Origin of the sequence: Pseudaminobacter soli (ex Li et al. 2025) (assembly GCF_003012705.1) — a bacterium.
Classification (GTDB): Bacteria; Pseudomonadota; Alphaproteobacteria; order Rhizobiales; family Rhizobiaceae; genus Pseudaminobacter; species Pseudaminobacter soli.
Genome location: NZ_PXYL01000003.1, coordinates 83836 through 107220, shown reverse-complemented (window position 1 = coordinate 107220; position 23385 = coordinate 83836). Strand labels below are relative to the sequence as shown.

Annotated in this window: 26 protein-coding genes and 1 tRNA gene; 17 read left to right on the top strand and 10 right to left on the bottom strand. The window is 64.0% G+C overall.

The window, feature by feature from the left end:
- Positions 1 to 81: 81 nt before the first annotated feature.
- From hemC to C7I85_RS06655, 6 genes are all read left to right on the top strand, one after another.
- The gene (gene hemC, locus C7I85_RS06680) at positions 82 to 1011 is read left to right on the top strand and encodes a hydroxymethylbilane synthase (RefSeq protein ID WP_106723195.1); all 930 of its coding nucleotides are present in this window, start codon (positions 82 to 84) and stop codon (positions 1009 to 1011) included.
- A complete protein-coding gene (locus C7I85_RS06675; RefSeq protein WP_106723194.1) occupies positions 1012 to 1719 on the top strand; it encodes a uroporphyrinogen-III synthase in 708 nt (235 codons plus the stop codon). It abuts the gene before it with no gap.
- A 100-nt stretch (positions 1720 to 1819) separates the two neighbouring features.
- A complete protein-coding gene (locus tag C7I85_RS06670; RefSeq protein WP_106723193.1) occupies positions 1820 to 3265 on the top strand; it encodes a mitofilin family membrane protein in 1446 nt (481 codons plus the stop codon).
- A 16-nt stretch (positions 3266 to 3281) separates the two neighbouring features.
- Positions 3282 to 4868: a heme biosynthesis protein HemY gene (locus C7I85_RS06665; protein WP_106723192.1), complete on the top strand. Its 1587-nt coding sequence runs from the start codon at positions 3282 to 3284 to the stop codon at positions 4866 to 4868.
- Between the two features lie 111 nt (positions 4869 to 4979).
- Positions 4980 to 5459 (top strand): TerB family tellurite resistance protein, encoded by a 480-nt coding sequence (locus tag C7I85_RS06660; RefSeq protein ID WP_106723191.1) that lies wholly within the window; start codon positions 4980 to 4982, stop codon positions 5457 to 5459.
- 6 nt (positions 5460 to 5465) lie between these two features.
- Entirely contained in the window at positions 5466 to 6185 is a 720-nt protein-coding gene (locus tag C7I85_RS06655) for a glutamine amidotransferase (RefSeq protein ID WP_106723190.1), read from the top strand.
- A gap of 136 nt (positions 6186 to 6321) precedes the next feature.
- Here the strand turns inward: C7I85_RS06655 and C7I85_RS30920 are convergent, their stop codons facing one another.
- Positions 6322 to 6483, bottom strand: coding sequence for a hypothetical protein (locus C7I85_RS30920; RefSeq protein ID WP_181257109.1), 162 nt, complete (start codon positions 6481 to 6483; stop codon positions 6322 to 6324).
- A gap of 536 nt (positions 6484 to 7019) precedes the next feature.
- On the opposite strand from C7I85_RS30920, the gene C7I85_RS06650 reads away from it, so the two are divergent.
- The gene (locus C7I85_RS06650; protein WP_106723189.1) at positions 7020 to 8306 is read left to right on the top strand and encodes an NCS2 family permease; all 1287 of its coding nucleotides are present in this window, start codon (positions 7020 to 7022) and stop codon (positions 8304 to 8306) included.
- An 80-nt stretch (positions 8307 to 8386) separates the two neighbouring features.
- On the opposite strand, the gene C7I85_RS06645 is transcribed toward C7I85_RS06650, so the two are convergent.
- Positions 8387 to 8722: a hypothetical protein gene (locus tag C7I85_RS06645; protein WP_106723188.1), complete on the bottom strand. Its 336-nt coding sequence runs from the start codon at positions 8720 to 8722 to the stop codon at positions 8387 to 8389.
- Here C7I85_RS06645 and C7I85_RS30915 point away from each other — a divergent pair.
- On the top strand, positions 8610 to 8888 hold the full coding sequence (locus C7I85_RS30915) for a hypothetical protein (protein ID WP_181257126.1): 279 nt from the start codon (positions 8610 to 8612) through the stop codon (positions 8886 to 8888). The genes C7I85_RS06645 and C7I85_RS30915 overlap by 113 nt on opposite strands.
- Here the strand turns inward: C7I85_RS30915 and C7I85_RS06640 are convergent.
- A tRNA-Ala gene (locus C7I85_RS06640) sits at positions 8877 to 8952 on the bottom strand. The genes C7I85_RS30915 and C7I85_RS06640 overlap by 12 nt on opposite strands.
- A gap of 128 nt (positions 8953 to 9080) precedes the next feature.
- Between C7I85_RS06640 and C7I85_RS06635 the strand changes: the two genes are divergently transcribed.
- The gene (locus C7I85_RS06635; protein WP_106723187.1) at positions 9081 to 9371 is read left to right on the top strand and encodes a YggT family protein; all 291 of its coding nucleotides are present in this window, start codon (positions 9081 to 9083) and stop codon (positions 9369 to 9371) included.
- Positions 9372 to 9381: 10 nt separating this feature from the next.
- Positions 9382 to 9705: a DUF167 family protein gene (locus C7I85_RS06630; protein ID WP_106723186.1), complete on the top strand. Its 324-nt coding sequence runs from the start codon at positions 9382 to 9384 to the stop codon at positions 9703 to 9705.
- A gap of 78 nt (positions 9706 to 9783) precedes the next feature.
- On the opposite strand, the gene ppa is transcribed toward C7I85_RS06630, so the two are convergent.
- The 5 genes from ppa to C7I85_RS06605 form a co-directional block, all read right to left on the bottom strand.
- Positions 9784 to 10320: an inorganic diphosphatase gene (gene ppa, locus C7I85_RS06625; protein WP_106723185.1), complete on the bottom strand. Its 537-nt coding sequence runs from the start codon at positions 10318 to 10320 to the stop codon at positions 9784 to 9786.
- A gap of 115 nt (positions 10321 to 10435) precedes the next feature.
- Positions 10436 to 10942 (bottom strand): GNAT family N-acetyltransferase, encoded by a 507-nt coding sequence (locus tag C7I85_RS06620; RefSeq protein ID WP_106723184.1) that lies wholly within the window; start codon positions 10940 to 10942, stop codon positions 10436 to 10438.
- Between the two features lie 75 nt (positions 10943 to 11017).
- A complete protein-coding gene (locus tag C7I85_RS06615) occupies positions 11018 to 11662 on the bottom strand; it encodes a TPM domain-containing protein (protein WP_106723183.1) in 645 nt (214 codons plus the stop codon).
- On the bottom strand, positions 11663 to 12463 hold the full coding sequence (locus C7I85_RS06610; RefSeq protein ID WP_106723571.1) for a TPM domain-containing protein: 801 nt from the start codon (positions 12461 to 12463) through the stop codon (positions 11663 to 11665).
- 109 nt (positions 12464 to 12572) lie between these two features.
- Positions 12573 to 13196, bottom strand: coding sequence for a LemA family protein (locus C7I85_RS06605; RefSeq protein ID WP_106723182.1), 624 nt, complete (start codon positions 13194 to 13196; stop codon positions 12573 to 12575).
- Between the two features lie 143 nt (positions 13197 to 13339).
- Between C7I85_RS06605 and C7I85_RS06600 the strand changes: the two genes are divergently transcribed.
- From C7I85_RS06600 to C7I85_RS06585, 4 genes are all read left to right on the top strand, one after another.
- The gene (locus C7I85_RS06600; RefSeq protein WP_106723181.1) at positions 13340 to 13594 is read left to right on the top strand and encodes a hypothetical protein; all 255 of its coding nucleotides are present in this window, start codon (positions 13340 to 13342) and stop codon (positions 13592 to 13594) included.
- 5 nt (positions 13595 to 13599) lie between these two features.
- Positions 13600 to 14487, top strand: a complete 888-nt coding sequence (pdxY, locus tag C7I85_RS06595) for a pyridoxal kinase PdxY (RefSeq protein WP_106723180.1) — start codon at positions 13600 to 13602, stop codon at positions 14485 to 14487.
- Positions 14484 to 15260 (top strand): DUF429 domain-containing protein, encoded by a 777-nt coding sequence (locus C7I85_RS06590; protein WP_106723179.1) that lies wholly within the window; start codon positions 14484 to 14486, stop codon positions 15258 to 15260. Before pdxY ends, C7I85_RS06590 begins: the two co-directional genes overlap by 4 nt.
- Positions 15261 to 15321: 61 nt before the next feature.
- Positions 15322 to 15966, top strand: a complete 645-nt coding sequence (locus C7I85_RS06585) for a carbonic anhydrase (RefSeq protein ID WP_106723178.1) — start codon at positions 15322 to 15324, stop codon at positions 15964 to 15966.
- Positions 15967 to 15969: 3 nt separating this feature from the next.
- Here the strand turns inward: C7I85_RS06585 and C7I85_RS06580 are convergent, their stop codons facing one another.
- Entirely contained in the window at positions 15970 to 17202 is a 1233-nt protein-coding gene (locus C7I85_RS06580) for a multidrug effflux MFS transporter (RefSeq protein ID WP_106723177.1), read from the bottom strand.
- On the bottom strand, positions 17199 to 17675 hold the full coding sequence (locus tag C7I85_RS06575) for a MarR family winged helix-turn-helix transcriptional regulator (RefSeq protein WP_106723176.1): 477 nt from the start codon (positions 17673 to 17675) through the stop codon (positions 17199 to 17201). Before C7I85_RS06575 ends, C7I85_RS06580 begins: the two co-directional genes overlap by 4 nt.
- A gap of 156 nt (positions 17676 to 17831) precedes the next feature.
- On the opposite strand from C7I85_RS06575, the gene C7I85_RS06570 reads away from it, so the two are divergent.
- The 3 genes from C7I85_RS06570 (at position 17832) to C7I85_RS06560 (ending at position 23212) form a co-directional block, all read left to right on the top strand.
- Entirely contained in the window at positions 17832 to 19886 is a 2055-nt protein-coding gene (locus C7I85_RS06570) for a M3 family metallopeptidase (RefSeq protein ID WP_106723175.1), read from the top strand.
- A gap of 174 nt (positions 19887 to 20060) precedes the next feature.
- Complete coding sequence (typA, locus tag C7I85_RS06565) at positions 20061 to 21890, top strand: translational GTPase TypA (protein ID WP_106723174.1); 1830 nt, start codon at positions 20061 to 20063, stop codon at positions 21888 to 21890.
- Positions 21891 to 22600: 710 nt separating this feature from the next.
- Positions 22601 to 23212: a LysE family translocator gene (locus C7I85_RS06560; protein WP_106723173.1), complete on the top strand. Its 612-nt coding sequence runs from the start codon at positions 22601 to 22603 to the stop codon at positions 23210 to 23212.
- Positions 23213 to 23385 lie beyond the last annotated feature (173 nt).

Genomic DNA, 23385 nt, shown 5'->3' with positions numbered 1-23385 from the left:
CATTGCCCGGCCGTCTTTTCCTCGATAGGAGGATAGGGGAGAATACCCCGTTCGCCGGGTGGGTATCACGGACGGAGCGCCATGCAAACAAAAGCCTTGAAAATCGGAACGCGCGGCAGCCCGCTGGCGCTGGCTCAGGCCCATGAAACGCGCGATCGGCTGATGGCCGCGCATGGGCTCAGCGAAGACGCTTTCGAGATCGTACCGCTCACGACCAGTGGCGACCGCATCCTCGACCGCCCGCTCTCCGAGGTGGGCGGCAAGGGGCTTTTCACCAAGGAGCTGGAGGAGGCGCTGTTCGATGGTCGCATCGACATCGCCGTCCATTCCTCCAAGGATATGGCGACCACGCTGCCCGAGGGGCTGGAGGTCACCACCTTCTTGCCGCGCGAGGACGTGCGTGACGCCTTCATCGGCAAGCTGGCGCCCTCGATCGCCGAACTGCCGCATGGCGCGACCGTTGGCTCGTCGTCGCTGCGTAGGCAGGCGCTGATCCGTCGCATGCGGCCCGACCTGGAAGTGATCATCTTCCGCGGCAATGTGCAGACGCGCCTGCGCAAGCTGGAGGAGGGCATTGCAGCAGGCACCATTCTCGCCAATGCCGGGCTGCGCCGGCTGGGCCTCACCCACATCATCACCGACCTGATGCCGCTCGACATCTTCCCGCCGGCACCGGGGCAGGGCGCCATCGGCATCGAGATGCGCTCGGCCGACAAGTCGATCAGGGACATGCTGTCGGCCATTCACGACGCGCCTACAGGCTATGCGCTTGCTTGCGAGCGCGCCTATCTGCGCGTGCTGGATGGCTCCTGCCGCACGCCCATCGCCGGCCACGCCGTGGTCGAGGGCGACAGGCTGTTCTTCAAGGGCATCATCCTGTCGCTCGACGGGCAGGAGGCGTATGAGGTGGAGCGCGAGGGCAAGGCGGTGGACGCCGAAGCCATCGGCCACGCTGCCGGCGAAGAGGTGCGGGCCAAGGCCGGCACGAAGTTCTTCGAGGGTTGGGGCTGAATGGCCCGCCGCGTCCTGGTGACAAGGCCGGAGCCGGGCGCATCCGCCACGGCGTCCAGGCTCCGGGATGCGGGTTTCGAGTCGGTCGTCCTGCCGCTTTCGCAGACGCAGGCACTTCGCGTTGACCTTTCAGTCGTCCCCGAATCTGTCGGCGCGGTCGCCGTCACCAGCGCCAATGCGATCCGGCATGCGTCGCTTGAACTGATCGCAAAGCTTGCCGGCAAACGGTGCTTTGCGGTTGGCCGGAAGACGGCGATTGCCGCGCGCAATGCTGGCTTCAGCGACGTGGTCGAGGGACCGGGCGAAGCCGTTGGGCTCGCGCAGCTGGTGTCGGCCGAACTTCCCGAAAACGCGATGCTTGTCTATCTGACGGGGCGGGTCCGGCTGCCGGACTTCGAACGGAGCCTGGCTTCGTCGGGCCACCGGCTTTCCGTCATTGAAACCTACGACACCGTTTTCGTTACTGATGCCACCCTGCCGGATGGCCCGCTCGACGCGGTGCTGCTCTATTCGGCCAAGGCCGCGCAGGCCTTTTCGCAGCTCACGGACGGAAATCCCTTTTTGGCCGATGCCTGCTGCATCTGCTTGTCCGAACGGGTTGCCGGGAGCTTGCAACATATTGAACACGAAAGGGTTTTCGTGTCGGCTGAGCCGACGGAAGACGCGCTGATGGCGCTGTTGACGGAGGTCTGTCCGCCCGCGCCATGACCGCGCCCCTTTTCACATCATGCTGGTGTGATACTGATCCTGTAGGCGGTTCCCTTTCAGGAATTCCTTTTTACATCGACACTCATTGCGGAGTTCTCACATGGTCAAGACGCCGAGCACGCGGCACTCAAAGACACATCGGGAACCGGTGACGATCGAGTTGCAGCCGGGCGAGGTCTCGCGCATTTCGGACCCGAAAAAGAGGTCGTCCGAACAGGCCGAAGCTCAAGCCACCGCCGAGACGTCCAAGCCGCAGGAATCCGCAATGACCGGGAAGACCACTGAGACGCCATCCGCTTCGGCCAAGCCAGATGAGCAGCCCAAGGCAGCCGAACAGACCAAGACCGCCGCAAAACCCGACGCAGCGCCGAAGCCGGAAAGCGCTGCCCCCGGCACTTCCCGGGAAGCGCCGAAATCACAGTCCTCCCAGGCCGCGCCCGAGCGTCAGTCGCCGAAGCCGGCTCCCGCACCTGAGCCGCAGTCCCGGCGCAATGGTTTTTCGCCCTTGGCTGCTGGCATCGTTGGTGGGGTAATCGCGCTTGCCGGCGCGGGCGCGCTGCAATTTGCCGGCCTGCTGCCTGCTCCCGGCTCGAACGCCGGCGCAGCGATGACGGAGGTCGATTCGCTGCGCGCCGAGCTTTCCGGCATGCAGCAGGACATTTTGGCGTTGAAGAACGCCAGCGGCCAGCCCGATACGCAGCTTGCCGGGCAGGTCGAGTCGGTCACCAAGTCGCTCGACGAGGTGAAAACCGACCTGGGCAGTCTCCGCCAGAGCGTTGCGTCTGCCTCCGGCGACCAGGCCGGCCTGCAGGCGCTCGATGGCCGCCTCAAGGAGCTTGAGACTTCAGTTGCAGCCTTGCGCGAACAGCAGGGCGCAAACCAGACCGCTTCCGGTGATCTTGCAGCGCTTGTCGAGCGGGTTGCCGGCGTCGAGGCGCTGGCCAAGAGCAGCGGCGACGCCGTCACCGCCGCGAACGGCAAACTTTCCGCCCTGGAGCAGAAGGTGAACGATCTGTCCGGCAAGGTGGAAGCACAGGCCGGCCAGCCCAAGGTGGCGCTGGCGATCGCGGCCTCGGCGCTGAAATCGGCCGTCGAGCGTGGTGCACCCTTCCAAGCCGAGATCGAGACCTTCGCGGCCATTGCGCCCAATGCACCTGGCATCGCCCAACTGCGGACCTATGCGGAAAAGGGCGTTCCCACGCTTGCCGACATCCAGGCTGAGACCAAGCCCGCCATCCAGGCGATGATTGCCGCCGCCAAGCCGGTCGACGAGAAGGCGGGCGTGCTCGACAGGCTGGTTTCCAGCGCGCAGTCGCTTGTGTCGGTGCGCCCGGTCGGGCCGGTCGAGGGTTCCGGCGTGCCGGAAACCACGGCGCGCATGGAATTCGAGATCAAGTCGGGCGACCTCGAAAAGGCACTGGCCGAATATGACACGCTTCCCGAAGCGGCCAAGGCGGCAGGCAGCGAGTTCGCCGACAAGATTCGCGCCCGCGTCGAAGCGCAGAAACTGGTCGATCAGGCCGTGGCTGAAGCAATGAAGGCTTGAGGGGGAGAAAAGGCCGATGATCCGCATCCTTTTCTTCCTGCTCGTCGTCTTCCTGCTCGGGCTCGGCTTTGCCTGGCTGGCCGACCGCCCCGGCGACATGGTGGTGACCTTCAACGGCTATGAATATGAGGTGAAGCTCATCACCGCAGCCGTTGCCGTCACCGCAATTGCGGCGGCAGTCATGCTGCTCTGGTGGCTGACCAAGTCGATCTGGAACAGCCCTTACACGATCGCGCGCTATTTCCGCGTGCGCCGGCGCGACCGCGGCTATCAGGCACTGTCGACCGGCATGATCGCCGCCGGTGCCGGGGACGCCGCGCTTGCGCGCAAGATGAACAAGCAGGCGGCCAAGCTGATCCGCTCCGATCAGGAGCCGCTGATCCAGCTGCTCGACGCGCAGGCCTCGTTGCTCGAGGGCGACCACGAGGCGGCACGCACCAAGTTCGAGGAGATGCTGGACGACCCCGAGATGCGGTTGCTTGGCCTGCGCGGGCTCTATCTCGAAGCCGAGCGCCTCGGCCATCGCGAGGCCGCCCGCCACTATGCGAGCCGCGCGGCCGATGTCGCGCCGCAGCTTGGCTGGGCGTCCGAATCGACGCTTGAGGAAAAGGTCGAGCAGGGCGACTGGGACGGCGCGCTGAAGATCGTCGAGACGCAGAAGTCGACGCGCCAAATGGAGCCGGCCGCCGCGAACCGCCGCCGCGCCGTGCTGCTGACGGCTAAAGCGATGTCCATTTTCGACACCGATCTTCCCGCCGCCAAACAGGCCGCGATCGAGGCGGACCGGCTGGCGCCAGGCTTTGCGCCGGCTGCTGCGGTTGCCGCGCGCGCCCTTTTCCGCCAGGACGATATCCGCAAGGGCTCCAAGATCCTTGAAACGGCCTGGAAGGCCGAGCCGCATCCTGAACTCGCCGAGCTTTATGTCCGTGCCCGGTCAGCCGATGCGCCGCTGGATCGTCTGGCGCGTGCCGAGCGGCTGCAGTCGCTCAAGCAGAACAATCCCGAATCCTCTCTCGCCGTGGCGCGTGCGGCGCTCGATGCCCGCGAATTCAAGCGCGCGCGTGAGGAGGCGGAGGCTGCCATCCGCATGCGGCCGAGCGAGAGCGCCTATCTGGTGCTCGCCGACATCGAGGAGGTCGAGACGGGCGATCAGGGCAAGGTGCGCCAGCTTCTCGGCAAGGCAATGCGCGCGCCGCGCGATCCGGCCTGGGTTGCCGACGGTTTCGCGTCCGAGCGTTGGGCGCCTGCCTCGCCGGTCACCGGCAAGATCGATGCGTTCGAGTGGCGTGTGCCCGTCGAGCGGCTAGGCCAGCTGATCGAGCAGGACGAAGAGCTTTCCGTCTCCCTGCGGCCGGCAATCGAGGCGCCGGCAAGGCCTGCGGTCGAAGAGGCGGAAGAGATCGTCGAGATCGCGCCCGAGCCGGTTGGCGCCGCTCCCTCCGAACCCTCGTCAAAGCCGAAGAAAGAGGGAATCGCTGCTGCGCCGGTGGCCGACGCCGTGGCAGAGGGCGAGGACAAAAATCCCGCGCGGCTGCCCGACGATCCGGGCGTGACGCCCGAAGAGCAGGCGGAACAAACGCAACGACGCTTCCGTTTGTTCTGACAGGCGGCGCACAGGAAACTGTACCAACAGAGATTTCCATCTTGGTCCGCCGTGCCGCAATGGACAGGTGCGGCACGGCGGAAGTAGCTTGCCGATTCGAAGGAAACAGCGATGTTCGAACGCGTTCTTGCTTTTCTGAGGGATCTGCCCTGCATCTCGTCAGGCGCGCTGAGTGCCGATGATCCGCGGGTGGCCGCCACCGCGCTGCTCTACCATGTCATGGGTGCCGACGGCATGCGCCAGGACGTCGAATGGGAGCGGCTGAAGCAGGTCGTCTCCGAGGCCTATGGCGTAAGCGGCGCCGAACTCGCTGCGCTTTTGGCTGCCGGGGAGAAGGCCGACAGCGAGGCGATCGATCTCTATGCCTTCACCAGCGTCCTCATGCGTCACCTCGACGAGGCAGGACGGATCGAGTTCATCCGGCTGATGTGGGAGGTCGTCTACGCCGACGACCAGGCGCATGAGCTCGAGGAGAACACGATATGGCGCGTTGCCGAATTGCTGGGCGTGGATAGGCGCGACCGCATTGCCATGCGCCAGGAGGTCGCCCGGCGGGCGAGCCACGAAGCCGACAAATCTTCCGATGAATAGGGGCTGATGCCGTCCATGTCGCCAGCCCACCGGCCGAAAATTCTCGTCGTTCTGCATCAGGAAACGTCCAGCCCCGGCCGCGTCGGCCATCTGCTTTTGGAAACCGGTTTCGACCTCGACATACGTCGGCCGCCGCTCGGCGACCCGCTACCGGAAACATTGGAGCACTATGCCGGCGCGGTGGTCTTCGGAGGCCCGATGAGCGCCAATGACAGCGACGAATTCGTTCGCCGCGAAACGGACTGGCTGTCGGTGCCGCTCAAGGAAAACCGGCCCTTCCTCGGCATCTGCCTGGGCGCGCAGATGCTGGTCAATCATCTCGGCGGCAAGGTCGCCGGCCATGGCGAGGGCAAGGTCGAGATCGGCTGGTATCCGCTCAAGGCAACCGAGGCCGGCAAGAAGATGATGCACTGGCCGGAAATGGTCTACCAGTTCCATCGCGAGGGGTTTTCGCTGCCCTCGGACGCGACCCTGCTTGCTACTGCCGAGACCTATCCCAATCAGGCGTTTCGCTATGGCGATAACGCGTGGGGCATCCAGTTCCATGCCGAACTGACGCGCTTGATGATGCACCGCTGGGTGGTGCATGGCGCCCATCGCTTCGAGCTGCCCGGCGCTCAGCCCGGCCGCGACCATCTCGGTGGCCGGCTGATCTGGGACATGCACCTCAAGCGGTGGCTGGTCGATTTTCTGCACCACGTCTTTGGGCAGCCGGCGCGCGGCTGACTTGGGAATGATCCCGAAAAGTTGCAGACTTTTCGGACAAGATCATGCCCCAAAAACAAAAGCCCGCTTTAGGCGCGCACGCGTTCGCTGCCGGTCGGGGCCTTCAGGCGATGTGGCTACAGCAAATCTTTCTTCGTCACGTCGGTTCGTCCGCCAGCGCGATCAGCACGCTGGCGATTGCCGCTCCTGCGGCCAGCCCGATCGTGAATCCCATGGGCGCGTTGCCGCTCGCTATGCCGATGATCAATCCGACGAGTGAGCAAATCGCCAGGCACAGAGTGAATTTCAGCGCGCTCATGACCTTTGGCTCCGACGCGGGGGCTCGGAAGACCCAAAGTGCATTGCACGTCCGCTTGCCGGGACGGTGCTGTTCTCCTCCACAATGCGGCTGAGAGCATGGGCGACCAGGGCCTGAAAAAAGACTCGCATCGCTTAACTCCTCCTCTTGCTCTTGCGATTTGCGGGTTTGAAAAGCAGGCGCCAAAGGGCGCCTGCAGAGCGATGGCCGGATGAAGAATCCGCGATAGCCATCGGCGGTATCGAGTGGATAAGGCGCGAACCGCCCTAGGGTTCCCAAGCGTCATGTCCAGGGTTGTCGATCAGATCGGAAAGCAAGGGTGCCCTATTTGCGGCCTTGTGCCGGCACGGCAATGGGCGGAAGCTAACGCTATCGTTGTGTGCCGATCGATCGGTTGCAGCCGGCCGTAGAGGGCTTCCCCGGGGTGCCACCGATCGCAGGCGACCAAGTTCCGCTGCCGAGACTTGCGGCTGCAGGGCGATGATCCCCGTCAACACGCTGCCGCAGGTGGTGGGCGCTGCAGGGAGGAGAAGCCAGTGCTGGAAGACTTTTTCGGCCTCAAGCAACAAGGGACGTCAGTCCGCATCGAGGTGCTTGCCGGCATCACCACGTTCCTCACGATGTCCTACATCATTTTCGTCAACCCCGAGATCCTGTCGTCGACGGGGATGGATCGCAACGCGGTCTTCGTCGCCACCTGCCTTGCCGCTTCTCTGGGCTCCCTGATCATGGCGCTGTTGCCGAGATGGCCGATCGCCATGGCTCCGGGCATGGGGCTCAACGCCTTCTTCGCCTACACAGTTGTCGGCGTCATGGGCTTCACCTGGCAGCAGGCTCTGGGCTGCGTCTTTATTTCGGGCGTCATCTTCCTCATCCTGACGATCAGCGGCATACGAAGCTGGCTGATCGCCGGCATACCGCACTCGATGCGCAGCGCCGTTGCAGCCGGTATCGGTCTTTTCCTTGCCATCGTCGCGCTGAAGAGTTCTGGCATCGTTGTTGCCAGCGAAGCCACCTATGTGGCGCTGGGCGATCTCACGAAGACCGGGCCACTCCTGGCCATACTCGGCTTTTTCGTCATTGCGGCGCTGGACGGGCTCAGGGTGAGGGGGGCCATCCTCATCGGCATCCTCGTGATTACCGCCTTGTCGATCGCACTCGGCGTCAGCAAGTTCGGGGGGATCGTCTCCATGCCGCCGAGCATCGCGCCGACCTTTCTGCAACTCGACATCCCCGGCGCCCTGCACAGCGGGCTCGCGCATGTCATCCTGGTCTTCGTGCTGGTCGAGGTGTTCGATGCCACCGGCACGCTGATCGGCGTCGCCAAGCGCGCGGGGCTGATCCCGGAGGGCAAGCCCAACCGCCTCGGCCGTGCGCTACTTGCCGACAGTACCGCGATCGTCGCCGGCTCGCTGCTCGGCACCAGCAGCACGACGGCCTATGTCGAAAGCGCTTCAGGCGTGCAGGCAGGCGGCCGCACCGGGCTCACAGCCTTGGTGGTGGCGGTCCTGTTCATCGCGGCCCTGTTCGTCTCGCCGCTGGCCGGCGCCGTGCCGGTCTATGCCACCGCGCCGGCACTGCTCTATGTGGCGTGCCTCATGCTGCGCGAAGTGGTCGATGTGGAGTGGGCCGACGTGACGGAGGCGACCCCGGCCGCGCTCACCGCGCTGATGATGCCCTTCACCTATTCGATCGCCAACGGCCTCGCCTTCGGCTTCATCAGCTACGCCGTGCTGAAGACGCTGACTGGCCGTCCGGCCCAGGTTCATCCGGCAACCTGGATTGTGGCGGTGCTGTTCGTGATACGGTTTGCGCTGGAGTGACTGGCAGTCCGCGAACCGGCAGGTTCAAGAAAAAAGGGCTCCCTGGGCAGCCCTTTTGGTCAGTCCAATGAACTGATTTGTTATTCCGTGATGGTGTATTCGCCGAGTTCGCAGAGATCCTGCGTGTCGGTGGTCGTGTCCAGATCCGAATCCTCGGTGAACTCGAACTTCATGTCATACTTGCAGGTCCGGCGGCCGTCGGCGATCGTGACGCGCACGGTTTCGCCGGGCTTCAGCACGTCCTGGCCGAGAACGTCCTCTTCCCATTCGTTCACGCTGACCGGGGAGGTGTAGAAACGCGTCATGACGGAATTCGTCCCGTTCTTCAGCGTGAAAACCAGATCGTCCGCGCTAGCGCTGCCCGCCGAAACAAAACCCGCCGCTGCAAAAACCGCGGCAAACTTCCAAAAACCCATAATATTCCCCTGCTCCCGGCCCGAAATTGAGCCGGACGGTTATATGCTGACGCTACGTGAATACAATGTGAATGGCGGCGACAAGACTTTATGCGATCGCGGAATTTGCTTCCGACGCCAAGTCATACGAAATTTATGGGAAGAATTGATCCGCTGGTGGAGCTGAGGAGGATCGAACTCCTGACCTCGTCATTGCGAACGACGCGCTCTCCCAGCTGAGCTACAGCCCCAGTCAGCGGATGGGCCGTATTTATTGTTGCGGCCGTTTCCTGTCAAGGGAGTGATGAAGCCGCGAGCGGCCGGGACTTGCCGCGTGCGCGTCCAGCCGCTACATGTCGCCAATTCAACGGAGAATGGCATGATCGCGCTCATTCAGACCCTGGTTCTGGCGCTGGATATCTACTGGTGGATTATCATCGGCGCAGCCATCTTCTCGTGGCTCTATGCGTTCAACGTGGTCAACTCGCGCAACCAGCTCGTCGGCGCGATCGGCAACTTTCTCTTCCGGGCCACCGAGCCGGTCCTGGCGCCCATCCGCCGCGTCTTGCCCGACCTCGGCGGCATCGACATTTCGCCCATCATCGTTTTGCTGATCATCTTCTTCCTGCGCCAGTTCCTGCTGACGACAGTGGTGCAGCTCGTCCTCTGACGACTGCTTCGTGAGCGGCTTCCATCGGGCCCATGACAAGGGCGTCGATATCCATGTGCGGCTGACGCCGCGCTCGTCGAAGGATGCGGTCGAAGGCGTCGAAACCTCGTCCGACGGGCGCAGCCATCTCGCCGCCCGGGTGCGCGCCGTTCCGGAAAAGGGGGCGGCCAATACGGCACTGGAAAAGCTGCTGGCCGGCTGGCTCGGCGTCGCACGCAGCGATGTCTCGGTGGTCGCCGGCGGCACCTCGCGGTTGAAGACGGTGCGAGTGGCGGGCAGCGGGGCCGAGCTGTCTGTCAGGCTCGACGAGTTGGTAAGGCAAGCGCGGGGCTGATAGGCCACGCCGGCTTGCCCGGCAAAGAAAAAGGCCGTCTCCGGGGAGACGGCCCTATATCCTGACGATCCGAGTGTATCAGCCCTGCTGCGCGTTGTAGCGCTCGATGGCATCCAGGATCATCTTCTTGGCGTGGGCCGAATCCTTCCAGCCGCCAATCTTCACCCACTTGCCGGGCTCGAGGTCCTTGTAGTGCTCGAAGAAGTGCTGCACCTGCTGCAGGGTGATTTCCGGCAGCTGGTTGTATTCGGTGACGTTCTCGTAGCGACGGGTGATGTGGGCCGACGGCACAGCGATCACCTTTTCGTCCTCGCCGGCATTGTCTTCCATCACCAGAACGCCGATCGGGCGCACGCTGATGACGCAGCCGGGAACCAGTGCGCGCGTGTTGCAGACCAGCACGTCGATCGGGTCGCCATCGCCTGATAGGGTGTGGGGAACGAAGCCGTAATTGCCGGGATAGCGCATCGGCGTGTAGAGGAAGCGGTCGACGAAGAGCGTGCCGGCTTCCTTGTCCATCTCATACTTGATCGGCTCGCCGCCGACCGGAACCTCGATGATGACGTTGACGTCTTCGGGCGGGTTCTTGCCCGTGGGTATTGCTTCGATGCGCATGTCCGCAAGGTCTCCTTTTCGGCGCAGGAAATAGCCGCCGCAGGCGCATCACGCAACAGCGGCAAGCTGTCCCGGCGCCTCAACTATTGCGTTTTTACCGATATTTCCGGTGAGTTCAGTCCCAGACGAAGGCGATCTTGCGCAACGCCTTCTGGTCGAAGACCTCCACGCCTTCAGCGACATCGCGTCCGCCGGCGCCGGCATAGAAGGCCAACGCATTTTCGTTTTCCTCTAGGGCCCAGACAACCAGCCCCTTCAACCCGTGAGCGGCCAGCTTTTCGCGCGCGGCGGCAAACAGGCGGCTGCCCAGGCCAACGCCCTGATATTCGGGCCGCAGATAGAGCTCGTAGATTTCGCCCTGCTGCGGCAGTTCGCGCGCGCGGTTCCTGCCGACAGTGGCATAGCCGGCGATCTTTCCGCCGATCTCCACGACCAGAACCGTCGCTGCGCGTTGGATCGCATTGGCCCACCACGCGCTGCCACGCCGGTTGATCATCGCAGTCAACGCCCGATGCGGGATGATGCCCGAATAGGCGCCTTGCCAAGCCAGGTGGTGGACGTCGGCGATCTGCTCGGCGTCGCGCGGCACGGCCCTGCGTATGTCGATTGTCAACGTGTTCATGGTTCATTAACCATAAACTCCGTGCCGTGGTCATGGCAAGAAGCCGATGGCGGCTCGCGAGCATTTGACCGACGCTCAGATCTCCACGACGTGGTCGTCGAGCTCGTTGACATTGTCCGGTTTGGCCGGGAAATGCGTGGCCAAGAGCTCGCCGACCGAACCGATCGCAACGACGAAGCCGTCGGCCAGCCGATCCTGGCTGGCGTGCGCGATGAGGTCGCGAATCACGCCGTCCCATGCGTGCTGCGGCACATGCTGGTTGATGCCGCTGTCGGCGACCACGGAAGCGTAGCGCTCAGCCAGCGAAACGAAGATCAGCACGCCGGTGCGGTTGGCGGTAATGTGGACGTTGCGGGCGATGAATTGCTTCAGAGCATTGTCGTGGGCACGGCGATAGCGCAGCCGGCGCGGCACGAACCACAGGCGCGACGCAGGCACCAGCCAGAGCAGGGCAAGCGCGGCCAGCGCGGCCAGAAGTTGCGCGGCGACGAAGACGGGCAAGCGCAGGCTGATCCACCAATATTCAAGGGCCAGCGCCACCGGCAGGCTGAGAAGCAGGATCGCGCCCAGCACGAAACAGGTCGCCGGAAAAAAGTAGCTGCCGCTCGATCGGGCAACGACGCAGTAGATTTCGCCTGAAGTCTTGCTTTCGGCCTCGCGGATTGCGGTGGCGATGCGTTCATGTTCCTCGGGTTTCATGCCCTGTGGAGGCTTCGCCATTCACCAGCTCCCCGAAGATCCGCCGCCGCCGGAGGAGCCGCCTCCGCCGGAGAAGCCGCCACCGCCAGACCAGCCACCGCCGCCGCCGGACCAGCCGCCGCCACCGCCCATCCAGCCGCCGCCGGAACCGCGGTTGTTGTAATTGAAGTCCATGCCGAGCCAATGATAGCGGCCGGGGGCGATCTTGCGGCCGAACATGCGCGGCAGGACAGCCGTAGCGAAGCCGCCGAAGAACAGCGAAGCCCAGAGGAGGAAGAACAACAGGGGGATGTAGTCGATCGGCTCGGATTCGTTCCGCTGGTTGCGCTTGGCGCGGGCTTCCAGCTCCGCCGCATTGCCGTTCAGCACCATGATGATGTCGTCGACGGCCTTGGTGATGCCGCCCGAAAAGTCGCCGGCTCGAAATGCCGGCACCATGTCGTTTTCGATGATCAGGCGCGAATGGAGGTCCGTCAGCGTGCCTTCGAGGCCGTAGCCCACCTCGATGCGCATCTTGCGGTCGTCCTTGGCCACAAGCAGCAGGATGCCATTGTTCTCGCTGGTCTGTCCCAGCTTCCAGGCGCGGAACAGGCGGTTGGCGTAGGGTTCGATTGCCTCCCCGTCGAGGCTGTTTATGGTGGCAACGACGATCTGGTCGGAGGATTTTTTCTCGTAGTCGGCCAGCTTCTGTTCAAGCGCTGCCCGCTCGGACGGGGTCATCATTCCGGCATTGTCGACCACACGGCCCGTCAGCGCCGGCAGCTCCGCGGCCAAGGCCACGGATGCAACGAGCGCGAACAGGAGCACTCCGGCAAGGCGCATGATGCTCTTTAGGCCGCCGGTCAAAGATGGCTGCGCAATCCTGTTCAAGCGTCGCCTCTCTGCGTTTCCCCCGCGCATCCTAAGCCAAACAGTGCACCCCAAGTCAAACCTAGTTGAAATTCACCTTGGGCGCTTGGAGCTTGTCTTCGGCCACGGTGAAGTTCGGCAGCGGCTGGGCGTCGGTGAACCACAATTTCGCCCAGAGGATCGAGGGGAAGGTTTTGAGCGTGGTGTTGTAGACCCTGACCGCCTCGATATAGTCGCGCCGGGCGACCGCAATGCGGTTTTCGGTGCCCTCGAGCTGCGCCTGAAGGGCGAGGAAGTTCTGGTTGGCCTTCAGGTCGGGATAGTTTTCGACCACGGCCAGCAGGCGCGAAAGTGTGCTGGTAAGATTGGCCTGGCTGTCCTGAAACGCCTTGAATTTTGCCGGATCGTTGAGGATGTCCGCCGGCAGCGTCGTCTGCGTCGCCTTGGCACGCGCCTCGACCACGGCATCGAGCGTTTCCTTTTCGTGGCTGGCGTAGCCCTTGACCGTCTCGACCAGGTTGGGGATCAGGTCGGCGCGGCGCTGGTACTGGTTCAGCACCTCGCTCCATGCCGCCTTGGCCTGTTCCTCTTGCGTCGGAATGGTGTTGTAGCCGCAAGCGGCCAGAAGCGGCAGGGCAAGCGCCATCAGCAGGAAAGCCGGCAGCAGGCGAAGGGAGGGAAACGGGAGGGTGCGCTGGGCGGACATTTAAATTCCCCTGGTTCATTGATGAACGATTGATAAGTAGCACAGTCTCACGTCAAGGAAATGGGCAGTGCCGGCCGGCGCCGTTTGCGCTGTCATTGCGCCGATCGAGCCATTAGACTTGCGTGTGAAACGAGGGCCGGATCTTGGTCGATCGCGACAGGGATAAAGCCGCCGAATCGCGGCGCATCTTGGAGCGCATATCGCGCGAGGCAGATACAGGCGGTGCGTCGCTGGTGTCGCGCGCCACAAAACGGGCCCGCAACCATGTGTCGGCGACGGACGCCGACCAGGATGACTGGATCGAACAATGGGGCACGCGGATCGGCCGCGTGCTCGGACTTGCTATCTGTGTCGGACTTCTCGTCTGGCTGGTGATGTTCTTGCTGCGGGGCGCTTAAATCCCATGACTTCCGAAAATCCTGACTCGCCGCGTGCGGTCATCGTCATCTCCAGCCATGTCGCGCGTGGCTCGGTGGGCAATCGCGCTGCGGTGTTTGCACTGGAAACGCTCGGCTATCCCGTGTGGGCGGTGCCGACCGTCATCCTGCCCTGGCATCCCGGCCATGGCCGCGCCACGCGCATCGTGCCGGATCAGGAGCAGTTTTCGGCCCTGATGAAGGATCTCGAAAATGCGCCCTGGCTGGGCGAAGTCGCCGGCGTGCTGTCGGGCTATCTGGGCAACGCCAGCCAGGCGGCCGCCGTTGCTTCACTGGTGAAGGCGGTGCGGGCGAAGAACCCCGACGCGCTCTATGTCTGCGATCCGGTGATGGGCGATCTCGGCGGGCTTTACGTCCCCGAAGAGCTTGCGGTGGCGCTACGCGACACGCTGCTGCCGCTGGCCGATATCGCCACCCCCAACCGCTATGAGCTGGAATGGATCGTCGGCCAGAAAGGGCTCGACGACCAGCGCGCGGTGATGGAGGCAGCCATGCGCGCCGGTCCGCCCAACATGCTTATCACGTCAGCCCCGGCGATGATGGCCGGCAGCACCGCCAACCTGCTGGTGACGCCGACAGCCGCCTTCCTGGCCGAACACCGAACAGTCGAGCGCCCGCCCAACGGGCTGGGCGATCTCACCGGCGCGGTGTTCCTCGCGCGGCTGCTTTCGGGCCAGCCGATGGAGGCTGCGCTGCAATCCACCACGGCGGCGGTGTTCGAAATCCTTGCCCGCACCTCCAAGCGCGGTGGCGATGAGCTTCAGCTCGAGACCGACGCGCAAAGCCTGTCGAACCCCATGGCCATGGTTCACATGCGCCGTCTGTTGCGGCCGGGGCGAGACAAGCGGGCGTGAGAGAGCGGCACGCCGCGCGCACGGTTGCCGGCGCCGACGGCTGCAGAGCCGGATGGATCGCGGTGTGGCGTCATCCCGGCGAAGTGCCCCAGACCGGTGTTTTCGCGAGCTTTGCCGAGCTGGTCGCCTTCCTGCCGGCGGATGCAGTGATTGCCGTGGACATGCCCATCGGCCTGCCGGAATTTTCGGGGCATGGCGGGCGCGGGCCGGAAGCGCTGGTGCGCCCGCTGCTGGGCGAGCGGCAGTCGAGTGTCTTTTCCATACCCTCACGCGCGGCGCTCTATGCCGAGACGGCCGAGTTCACCACGCTCGATGCCTGGTATGAGGCGCATCGCAAGGCAAGCGAGGTGGCGCGCGCCTCCTCCAATCCGCCGCGCGCTATCTCGATTCAAGCCTTCGGCATCTTTTCCAAGATCCGCGAATTGGACGGATTGCTGCGAGAGCGAGAGGAACTGCGCAGTCGCATCATGGAGTCTCATCCCGAAGTTGCGTTCTGGGCGCTGAACGGCCGTCGCGCGATGGTCTTGCCCAAGAAGATCAAGGGGCGCGTCAATCCGGCCGGCATGGCCGAGCGCAAGGCGCTTCTGGCTGATCGTGGCTTGCCGCGCAGCTTCCTAGACTGCGCGCCGCCACGCGGTGCGGCGGAGGATGACTTTCTCGATGCGGCGGCCGTCATGCTGGTCGCGGAGCGTTTTTCGCGCGGCGAGGCTGTGTGTTTTCCCGATCCTCCGGGCACCGATGCGCACGGCTTGCCAGTCGCAATTTGGGCGTGACCGCAGCGGCCTTTTGCAATTTCGTTGATCGAAGGCGGCTTTGGCCTTATTGCGATGGGTCATGACCCATCTGCCCGAAAAGCTGCTCGACGGTTATCGCAACTTCATGAGTGGCCAATTCCAGGCCCAGACCGATCGCTACAAACAGCTGGCGCGCGAGGGGCAGTCGCCGGAAACGCTCGTCATCGCCTGCTGCGATTCGCGCGCCGCGCCCGAAACCATCTTCGATTCCGGACCGGGCGAGCTGTTCGTGGTGCGCAACGTTGCCAACCTCGTGCCGCCCTATGCGCCTGACGGCGAGTTTCATGCGACTTCGGCCGCGCTCGAATTCGCGGTGCAGGCGCTCAAGGTCAAGAACATCGTCGTCATGGGCCATGGCCGCTGCGGCGGCATCAAGGCAGCCCTCGACACCGAGGCCGCGCCGCTGTCGCCGGGCGATTTCATCGGCCGCTGGATGAGTCTTCTGTCGCCCGCCACCGAGGCCGTGGTCAACAACACGATGATGACGCCCGTGGAGCGCCAGACCTCGCTCGAGCGCATCTCGATCCGCTACTCCCTCGCCAATCTCAGGACGTTCCCTTGCGTGAAAATCCTCGAGGACAAGGGGCGGTTGACCCTCTACGGCGCCTGGTTCGACATCTCGACCGGCGAACTCTGGGTCATGAACAAGGAAACGGGCGACTTCGAGCGCCCCGAGGCCCTTTGATTCCTAACTGTGCCGCGTCACCAGGATCGCCGGTTCGGGCAGGCGACGCCAGATCACCCATGACGTGATGGCGATCAGACCCATCGTCGGGATGATTGTCGCCATGGCGGTGACGGGATCGCCGATAAGCGCTGCGCATGCGCCGCCGAGCAGGCCTGCCCCCATCTGGAAAAAGCCCATCATGGCCGAGGCGGCCCCGGCATTCTTGGGGAAGGGAGCCATCGCTGCCGTGCTCATCGCCGGCATGACGAAGGCGATGCCGAAGGCATAGACGCCGACCGGCAGCATCACGCCCAGGAAGCTCGGCTCGAGGACCCGCAACCCCAGCGCCAGCGCCAGGCTCGCGATGCCGATGCAAATCAGGCCAGCGGGAACCAGTCGGAAAGCGCCGAAGCGGCCGATGACGGTACGCACTGCCACCGCGCCGCCGAGATAACTCAGGGACTGAATCAGCATCGCCGCGCCGAATTGGGGCGGCGTCAGCCCGACGCGTTCCATCAGGATGAAGGGCAACACGCTTGCCTGCGCATAGATCGCGCCGGCGGAACCGGCGATCGCAAGGCTCGCCAGCGTGAAATAGGGGGTGGAAAGGATCGTGCCGTAGCTGCGCAGCAGCGCGCGCGGCTGCAGGCGCGACGGATCGCGCAGCACTGTTTCGCGCATGACGAACAGGGCCACTAGCACGATCAGGCCGCCCATGCCCACCATCAGCAGGAAGATGGCGTGCCAGCCGAAAAGCTGCATGGTGAAACCGCCGAGCGTGGGCGAGACGGCGGGGCCGATGGCAAGGATGATGCCGATGAGGTTCATGATGCGCGCCGAGCGCTCATGGGTGAAGAGATCGCGCACCAAAGCGCGCGATACGGCAACGCCTACCGCAGCACCCGCGCCCTGCAGGAAGCGCGCCGCGATCAGCAGCTCGATGGTCGGTGAAAGCAGCGCGAAGATGCTGCCGGCCAGATAAATGGCCATGAAGGCGATCGTCACCGGCCGCCTGCCGAACGCGTCCGACAGCGGGCCGCAGACGAGCTGGGCGAAGGCGAAGCCGCCGAAATAGAGCGACAAGGTCATCTTCACCGCCGCGGGCGTCGTGCCGAAGGCATGCACGATCTGGGGCATTGCGGGCGTGAACAGCGCCATGGAAATGGGGCCGATGGCAGCCATCAGGCCGCCGATCAGCGCAACGCGGCGCTCGCTCATGACCGGAGCCGGCGCGAGGGTGGACTGCATGTTCATTCAGGCGTGCTTTCCTTGGCGGCCAGTTCGGATTTCGCGGCCGACAGCGTGGCGCGCACGGTCTTGAGAAGGTCGAGCAGGCGGTCCCAGTCGTCCGGGGCCATGCCGAGTGAGGCGTCGGCGCGCAGCGCGGCACTTATGGGCGCCATGCGCTCCAGAATTTCGTCCGCCTTCCCGGTGATGTGCACGAGCTTGGCGCGGCGGTCGGTGGGGTCGGGCTGCCGCTCGATCAGCCCTTGTGCCTCGAGACGATCGAGCGTCGCGCTCAGTGTCATCGCCTCGACGCCCATGCGCTCGGCCAGCACGTTCTGGCGCACCACGCCGGCGCGGGCGGCATGCGAGAGCGTGCGGCCTTCGGCGGCCGTCAGGCCAAGCCCGGCTTCGCCGATGCGCCGATCCATCTCGGCACGAATCAGCCGCGACACGTCGGTGACGAGGAAGCCAAAGCTGTCCGGGTTCACCTTGTAGGGCATAATAGTAAGACTCCCTTATTATCAGGTGTCCTTAGGAAATGGTCTTGGCGGCGTCAAGAGTTGCACCGGGCAGGTCGCCGCCTTACATCGGTCGAGGTTGCCTGTTTGCAACGGCATCCGACCCGCCAGACCATTCGCCATGAGAGAGAGCTGCCGATGTCTTCCGAAACCGCCGTCGACCTGAAAAGCAATCCGCTGACGCTGTGGAGCGGGCCGCTCGGCCTGCCGGACTTTTCGCGCATCGGCGATGGCGATTTCGCTCCGGTTTTCGAGGTGGCGCTCAAGGCGCATGACGCCGAGATCAAGGCGATCGCCGAAAACCCTGAAAAGCCGAAGATCGAAAACACGCTTGCCGCGCTGGAGCTTTCGGGCGATGCGCTGGACCGTGTCTCGGCGATCTTCTGGTGCCGGGCAGGGGCCCACACCAACAAGACCATCCAGGCGCTGGAGCGCGATATCTCGCCGAAGATGGCGCGGCACTATTCGGCGATCTCGATGAACGCAAAACTCTTTGCCCGCATAGACGATCTCTACCAGCGCCGCGACACGCTCGGCCTCGATGCCGAGACGCTGCGGGTTCTGGAAAAGACCTGGAAGGGCTTTGTTCGCGCCGGCGCGAGGCTCGACGAGGAAGGCAAGAAGCGGCTGGCGTCGATCAACGAAGAGCTTGCCGGTCTCGGCGCGCATTTCGGGCAGAATGTGCTGGCCGACGAGGCGGACTGGGCGATGTTCCTTGACGAGGACGACCTCGCCGGCCTGCCGGAATTCGTGAAGAGCGCTATGGCCCAGGCAGCCGAGTCGCGCGGCCAGAAGGGGCGCTATGCGGTGACGCTGTCGCGCTCGATCTACGAGCCCTTTACAACCTTCTCCGAGCGCCGCGACCTGCGCGAAAAGGCCTACAGGGCCTTCATCATGCGCGGCGAGAATGGCGGCGCCACCGACAACGCGGAGATCGTTCGCAAGACATTGGCGCTGCGCGCCGAAAAGGCAAAGCTGCTCGGCTACGAAAGCTATGCGGCGCTGAAGCTCGATGACACCATGGCCAAGACGCCGTCCGCCGTGATGGCGCTTCTGGAACCCGTCTGGGACAAGGCACGCGAGAAGGCGACAGCCGACGAGGCCGAGCTGCAGCGCATCGCCGCCGCCTCCGGCTCCAACGACAAGCTCGCTGCCTGGGACTGGCGCTACTATCAGGAAAAGCTGCGCGCCGAAAAATATGCCTTCGATGAGGCGGAGCTGAAGCCGTATCTCCAGCTCGAGCGCGTCATCGATGCTTGCTTCGACGTCGCCAACCGGCTGTTCGGCGTCAGCTTCGTCGAGAAAAAGGGCATACCGGCCTGGCATCCTGATGTGCGGGTCTTCGAAGTGAAGAACGCCGACGGCAGCCACCGCGCCCTGTTCCTGGCCGATTATTTCGCGCGGGCCTCTAAGCGTTCGGGCGCGTGGATGAGCTCGCTGCAATCCGGCTACAAGCTGGGCAAGGGCTCCAGCCCGATCATCTACAACATCATGAACTTTGCGAAGCCGGCGGAGGGCGAGCCCGCTCTGCTTTCGCTCGACGAGGCCAAGACGCTGTTCCACGAGTTCGGCCATGCGCTGCACGGCATGCTGACCAATGTCACCTGGCCGTCGGTCTCGGGCACTTCCGTGTCGCGTGACTTCGTCGAACTGCCCTCGCAGCTTTACGAGCACTGGCTGACTGTGCCGCAGGTGCTGGAAAAGCATGCGCTGCACTTCAAGACCGGCGAGCCGATGCCCAAGGAGCTGCTCGACAAGATGCTGGCGGCCAAGACCTTTGGCGCGGGCTTTGCCACGGTCGAGTTCGCCGCATCCGCGCTGGTCGACATGGCCTATCACGCACGCGCTGATGCTCCGAAGGAGCCGCTCGCCTTCGAGGCGGAGACGCTCAAGGCGCTCAACATGCCCGACACGATTGCCATGCGCCACCGCACGCCGCATTTCCAGCACGTGTTCTCGGGCGAGGGCTATTCGGCCGGCTATTACTCCTACATGTGGTCGGAGGTGCTCGATGCCGACGCATTCTCCGCCTTCGAGGAAACCGGCAATGCCTTCGACCCGGCCATGGCCGAGCGGCTGCGCAAATACATCTATTCGGCGGGCGGTTCGGCCGACCCGGAAGAGCTCTACACGCATTTCCGGGGCAAGATGCCGACGCCGGACGCGATGATGGAAAAGCGCGGGCTGGTCTGAGGGCTCCGCCGACTCCATTTGCCCTGACGATATTCTTTGACGGTCGGCGGCCCGTTTCTGCGGGCCGTTTTGCCCGTGCCCCTTTCGCATTTGCGAAAAACCATGTAAGAGCGCGCGCAAGTCAAACGCGGGGCGTGCCGACGGCTGGTCCTGCCAAACCTCCTCGGAACCCATATGAAACTCCGTAATATCGCGATCATCGCGCACGTCGACCATGGCAAGACGACCCTGGTCGATGCGCTCCTGAAGCAATCCGGCTCCGTGCGCGAGAACCAGCGCGTGGCAGAACGCGTGATGGACTCGGGCGATATCGAAAAGGAACGCGGCATCACCATTCTGGCCAAGGCCACTTCGGTCGAATGGAAAGACACCCGCATCAATATCGTCGATACCCCCGGCCACGCCGACTTCGGCGGTGAGGTCGAGCGCATCCTCAACATGGTCGACGGCGCCATCGTGCTGGTCGACGCCGCCGAGGGCCCGATGCCGCAGACCAAGTTCGTGGTCGGCAAGGCGCTCAAGGTCGGCCTCAAGCCCATCGTTGCGATCAACAAGATCGACCGTCCGGACGCCCGTCACCAGGAAGTCATCAACGAGGTGTTCGACCTCTTCGCAGCCCTCGACGCCACCGACGAACAGCTCGACTTCCCGATCCTCTACGGCTCGGGCCGCGACGGCTGGATGGCCGCTAACCCGGAAGGCCCGAAGGACCAGGCCCTGGCGCCGCTGTTCGATCTGGTGCTCGACCATGTGCCGGAGCCCAAGGTCGCCGAAGGCCCGTTCCGCATGATCGGCACCATCCTGGAAGCCAATCCGTTCCTCGGCCGCATCATCACCGGCCGCATCGAGGCCGGCACGCTGAAGCCCAACCAGCCGGTCAAGGTTCTGCACCATGACGGCACGCTGCTGGAAAATGGCCGCGTCTCCAAGATCCTCGCCTTCCGCGGCATCGATCGCCAGCCCATCGAGGAAGCGCAGGCGGGTGACATCGTCGCCATTGCCGGCCTTTCCAAGGGCACCGTCGCCGACACCTTCTGCGACCCGAGCGTCTCGGCAGCCATGGCCGCCCAGCCGATCGATCCGCCCACCGTCACCATGTCCTTCCTGGTCAACGACTCGCCGCTCGCCGGCACCGAAGGCGACAAGGTCACCAGCCGCGTCATCCGCGACCGCCTGCTCAAGGAGGCCGAGGGCAACGTTGCGCTGAAGATCGAGGAATCGGCCGACAAGGATTCCTTCTACGTTTCCGGCCGCGGCGAACTGCAGCTTGCGGTTCTCATCGAGACCATGCGCCGCGAAGGCTTTGAACTTGCCGTGTCGCGTCCGCGCGTCGTCATGCAGAAGGACGAGAACGGCCAGCTGCTCGAGCCGATCGAAGAAGTCGTCATCGACGTGGACGAGGAACATGCCGGCGTCGTCGTGCAGAAGATGTCGGAGCGCAAGGCCGACATGACCGAGCTGCGCCCCTCGGGCGGCAACCGTCAGCGCCTCGTGTTCCATGCGCCGACGCGCGGCCTCATCGGCTACCAGTCCGAGCTGCTCACCGACACGCGCGGCACGGCGGTGATGAACCGCCTGTTCCACGCCTACCAGCCCTACAAGGGCGAGCTGCCGGGCCGCATCAACGGCGTTCTGATCTCCAACGACCAGGGCGAAGCGGTGGCCTATGCGCTGTTCAACCTGGAAGACCGCGGCCCGATGGTCATCGACGCCGGCGTGAAGGTCTACCAGGGCATGATCATCGGCATTCACTCCCGCGATAACGACCTCGAGGTGAATGTGCTCAAGGGCAAGAAGCTCACCAACATCCGCGCCGCCGGCAAGGACGAGGCGGTGAAGCTGACCCCGCCGATCCGCATGACGCTGGAGCGCGCGCTGTCCTGGATCCAGGACGACGAGCTGGTCGAGGTGACGCCGAAGTCGATCCGCCTGCGCAAGCTTCATCTCGACCCGAACGATCGCAAGCGGTTCGAAAAGGCCAAGACGACGCTCGGCGCTGCGTAAGTCTTTAAGGGCGGGGAATTCCCCGCCCTTTTCATTTGGGGATGGCTCCGGGCGTTCGTCATTCGAAAAGCCAAATCGTTGGCTTTTCGTGCGCTCCGCGCACCATTCCTCACCCTCACCATGAGGGCTATCGCCGCGCCAAGCTTCCTCATGCTGAGGTGCTCGCCCGGAGGGCGAGCCTCGAAGAACGCACCTATTCATTGCCACGCCCGGTTTTCACCGTCTGGCCATTTCAAAGAACCTGGGAAGACGGGCGGTCGTCGGACGCGCTCGTTTAGGTAAATCTTGCGGTCCTTCGACCGCCCGTTCGATGCGCTTGCCTGGGTTTGTTCGCCTCCGCATTCGCGCGGCCAGCCACACCCTGGGCCCGGACTTGGGGGTTCATCACCCAGCAGCGCCACCGTTAGCGCCACCAGCCCGGACATCGTCGCCCTCCACGTTCATCCGGTTCATGACCCGTGTTCCCGGTGAGGCCGATGCGGGTGATTATGCGGGAGGTGAAAAGGTGGGGGAGAAAAGAAGCTGAGATTTTCTCCCGGAGACAACAATTTCAATGGTTTGCGGCACTCGGTCCGCCGAACTCCGCCAAATCCATCCACATTTCCCGGCGGTGGACGCGCTGCCCGCCCGATGACTACGCGCCCGCGCCCATTGCATCGGCCGGCGATGGGCCTAATGTCTTGAGGCAACTGCGGTTCGGGAGATCGGGCATGGAGCTAACCTCGCTTCTCATCTTTGCCGGTGCACTGCTGGTCGCGGCGGGATCGCCCGGGCCGAGCATCGCCGCTCTGGTGGCCCGCGTAATCACAAAGGGGTTCCGGGATGTCCTGCCATTCCTCGCCGCCATGTGGATCGGCGAGGCGATCTGGTTGACGCTTGCCGTTTTCGGCCTGGCCTTCGTGGCGCAGACATTCCATCTTGCCTTCGTGATCGTGAAGTGGCTGGGCGTTGCCTATCTCGCCTTCCTGGCCTGGAAGATGTGGACCGCGCCGGTGGCGACCGGTGCCGAGGAGATGCCGCGGGCCGATTCCCCCGCAAAGCTCTTCTTCGCCGGTATGGCCGTGACGCTCGGCAATCCGAAGATCATGATGTTCTACCTGGCGCTTCTGCCTACCATCATCGACCTTGCAAGCGTCAGCGTGATCGGCTGGATGGAACTCACGGCGACAATGGCGATCGTGCTGATCGCCATCGATATCGCCTGGGTGATTGCCGCCGCTCAGGCGCGGCGACTGCTCCGGAGCCCGCACGCCATGCGTATTGCCAACCGCCTGAGCGCCACCACCATGGCCGGCGCCGCCGCGGCAATCGCCGCGCGTTAGGCCTTCGGCAAGCAGCCTGGGGATATGGCATTTCGCCTGAATGTGATGCCGCAATTCCGTCGCTTGGAAGGCGTCATCTTCGGGTCGTAGTAATGAATTAGCGACAAGCTACGCCGCAGCAAAGCAATTATCGCTTGCCCGCGAACAGCGTGTCGCTAAAGAGGCGTCATCTG

What these genes read in the sequence shown, in the direction of transcription:
- C7I85_RS06655 (WP_106723190.1), top strand. Translation starts at nt 5,466, where the DNA reads ATGCCGTCCATGTCGCCAGCCCACCGGCCGAAAATTCTCGTCGTTCTG.
- C7I85_RS06615 (WP_106723183.1), bottom strand. Translation starts at nt 11,662, where the DNA reads ATGGCGAAGCCTCCACAGGGCATGAAACCCGAGGAACATGAACGCATC.
- C7I85_RS06605 (WP_106723182.1), bottom strand. Translation starts at nt 13,196, where the DNA reads ATGTCCGCCCAGCGCACCCTCCCGTTTCCCTCCCTTCGCCTGCTGCCG.
- C7I85_RS06620 (WP_106723184.1), bottom strand. Translation starts at nt 10,942, where the DNA reads ATGAACACGTTGACAATCGACATACGCAGGGCCGTGCCGCGCGACGCC.
- ppa (WP_106723185.1), bottom strand. Translation starts at nt 10,320, where the DNA reads ATGCGCATCGAAGCAATACCCACGGGCAAGAACCCGCCCGAAGACGTC.
- C7I85_RS06645 (WP_106723188.1), bottom strand. Translation starts at nt 8,722, where the DNA reads ATGGGTTTTTGGAAGTTTGCCGCGGTTTTTGCAGCGGCGGGTTTTGTT.
- C7I85_RS06670 (WP_106723193.1), top strand. Translation starts at nt 1,820, where the DNA reads ATGGTCAAGACGCCGAGCACGCGGCACTCAAAGACACATCGGGAACCG.
- C7I85_RS06575 (WP_106723176.1), bottom strand. Translation starts at nt 17,675, where the DNA reads ATGCCCTACAAGGTGAACCCGGACAGCTTTGGCTTCCTCGTCACCGAC.
- C7I85_RS06660 (WP_106723191.1), top strand. Translation starts at nt 4,980, where the DNA reads ATGTTCGAACGCGTTCTTGCTTTTCTGAGGGATCTGCCCTGCATCTCG.
- C7I85_RS06610 (WP_106723571.1), bottom strand. Translation starts at nt 12,463, where the DNA reads ATGCGCCTTGCCGGAGTGCTCCTGTTCGCGCTCGTTGCATCCGTGGCC.
- C7I85_RS06675 (WP_106723194.1), top strand. Translation starts at nt 1,012, where the DNA reads ATGGCCCGCCGCGTCCTGGTGACAAGGCCGGAGCCGGGCGCATCCGCC.
- C7I85_RS06560 (WP_106723173.1), top strand. Translation starts at nt 22,601, where the DNA reads ATGGAGCTAACCTCGCTTCTCATCTTTGCCGGTGCACTGCTGGTCGCG.
- pdxY (WP_106723180.1), top strand. Translation starts at nt 13,600, where the DNA reads ATGACTTCCGAAAATCCTGACTCGCCGCGTGCGGTCATCGTCATCTCC.
- C7I85_RS06635 (WP_106723187.1), top strand. Translation starts at nt 9,081, where the DNA reads ATGATCGCGCTCATTCAGACCCTGGTTCTGGCGCTGGATATCTACTGG.
- typA (WP_106723174.1), top strand. Translation starts at nt 20,061, where the DNA reads ATGAAACTCCGTAATATCGCGATCATCGCGCACGTCGACCATGGCAAG.
- C7I85_RS30920 (WP_181257109.1), bottom strand. Translation starts at nt 6,483, where the DNA reads ATGAGCGCGCTGAAATTCACTCTGTGCCTGGCGATTTGCTCACTCGTC.
- hemC (WP_106723195.1), top strand. Translation starts at nt 82, where the DNA reads ATGCAAACAAAAGCCTTGAAAATCGGAACGCGCGGCAGCCCGCTGGCG.
- C7I85_RS06570 (WP_106723175.1), top strand. Translation starts at nt 17,832, where the DNA reads ATGTCTTCCGAAACCGCCGTCGACCTGAAAAGCAATCCGCTGACGCTG.
- C7I85_RS06580 (WP_106723177.1), bottom strand. Translation starts at nt 17,202, where the DNA reads ATGAACATGCAGTCCACCCTCGCGCCGGCTCCGGTCATGAGCGAGCGC.
- C7I85_RS06585 (WP_106723178.1), top strand. Translation starts at nt 15,322, where the DNA reads ATGACCCATCTGCCCGAAAAGCTGCTCGACGGTTATCGCAACTTCATG.
- C7I85_RS06665 (WP_106723192.1), top strand. Translation starts at nt 3,282, where the DNA reads ATGATCCGCATCCTTTTCTTCCTGCTCGTCGTCTTCCTGCTCGGGCTC.
- C7I85_RS30915 (WP_181257126.1), top strand. Translation starts at nt 8,610, where the DNA reads ATGACGGAATTCGTCCCGTTCTTCAGCGTGAAAACCAGATCGTCCGCG.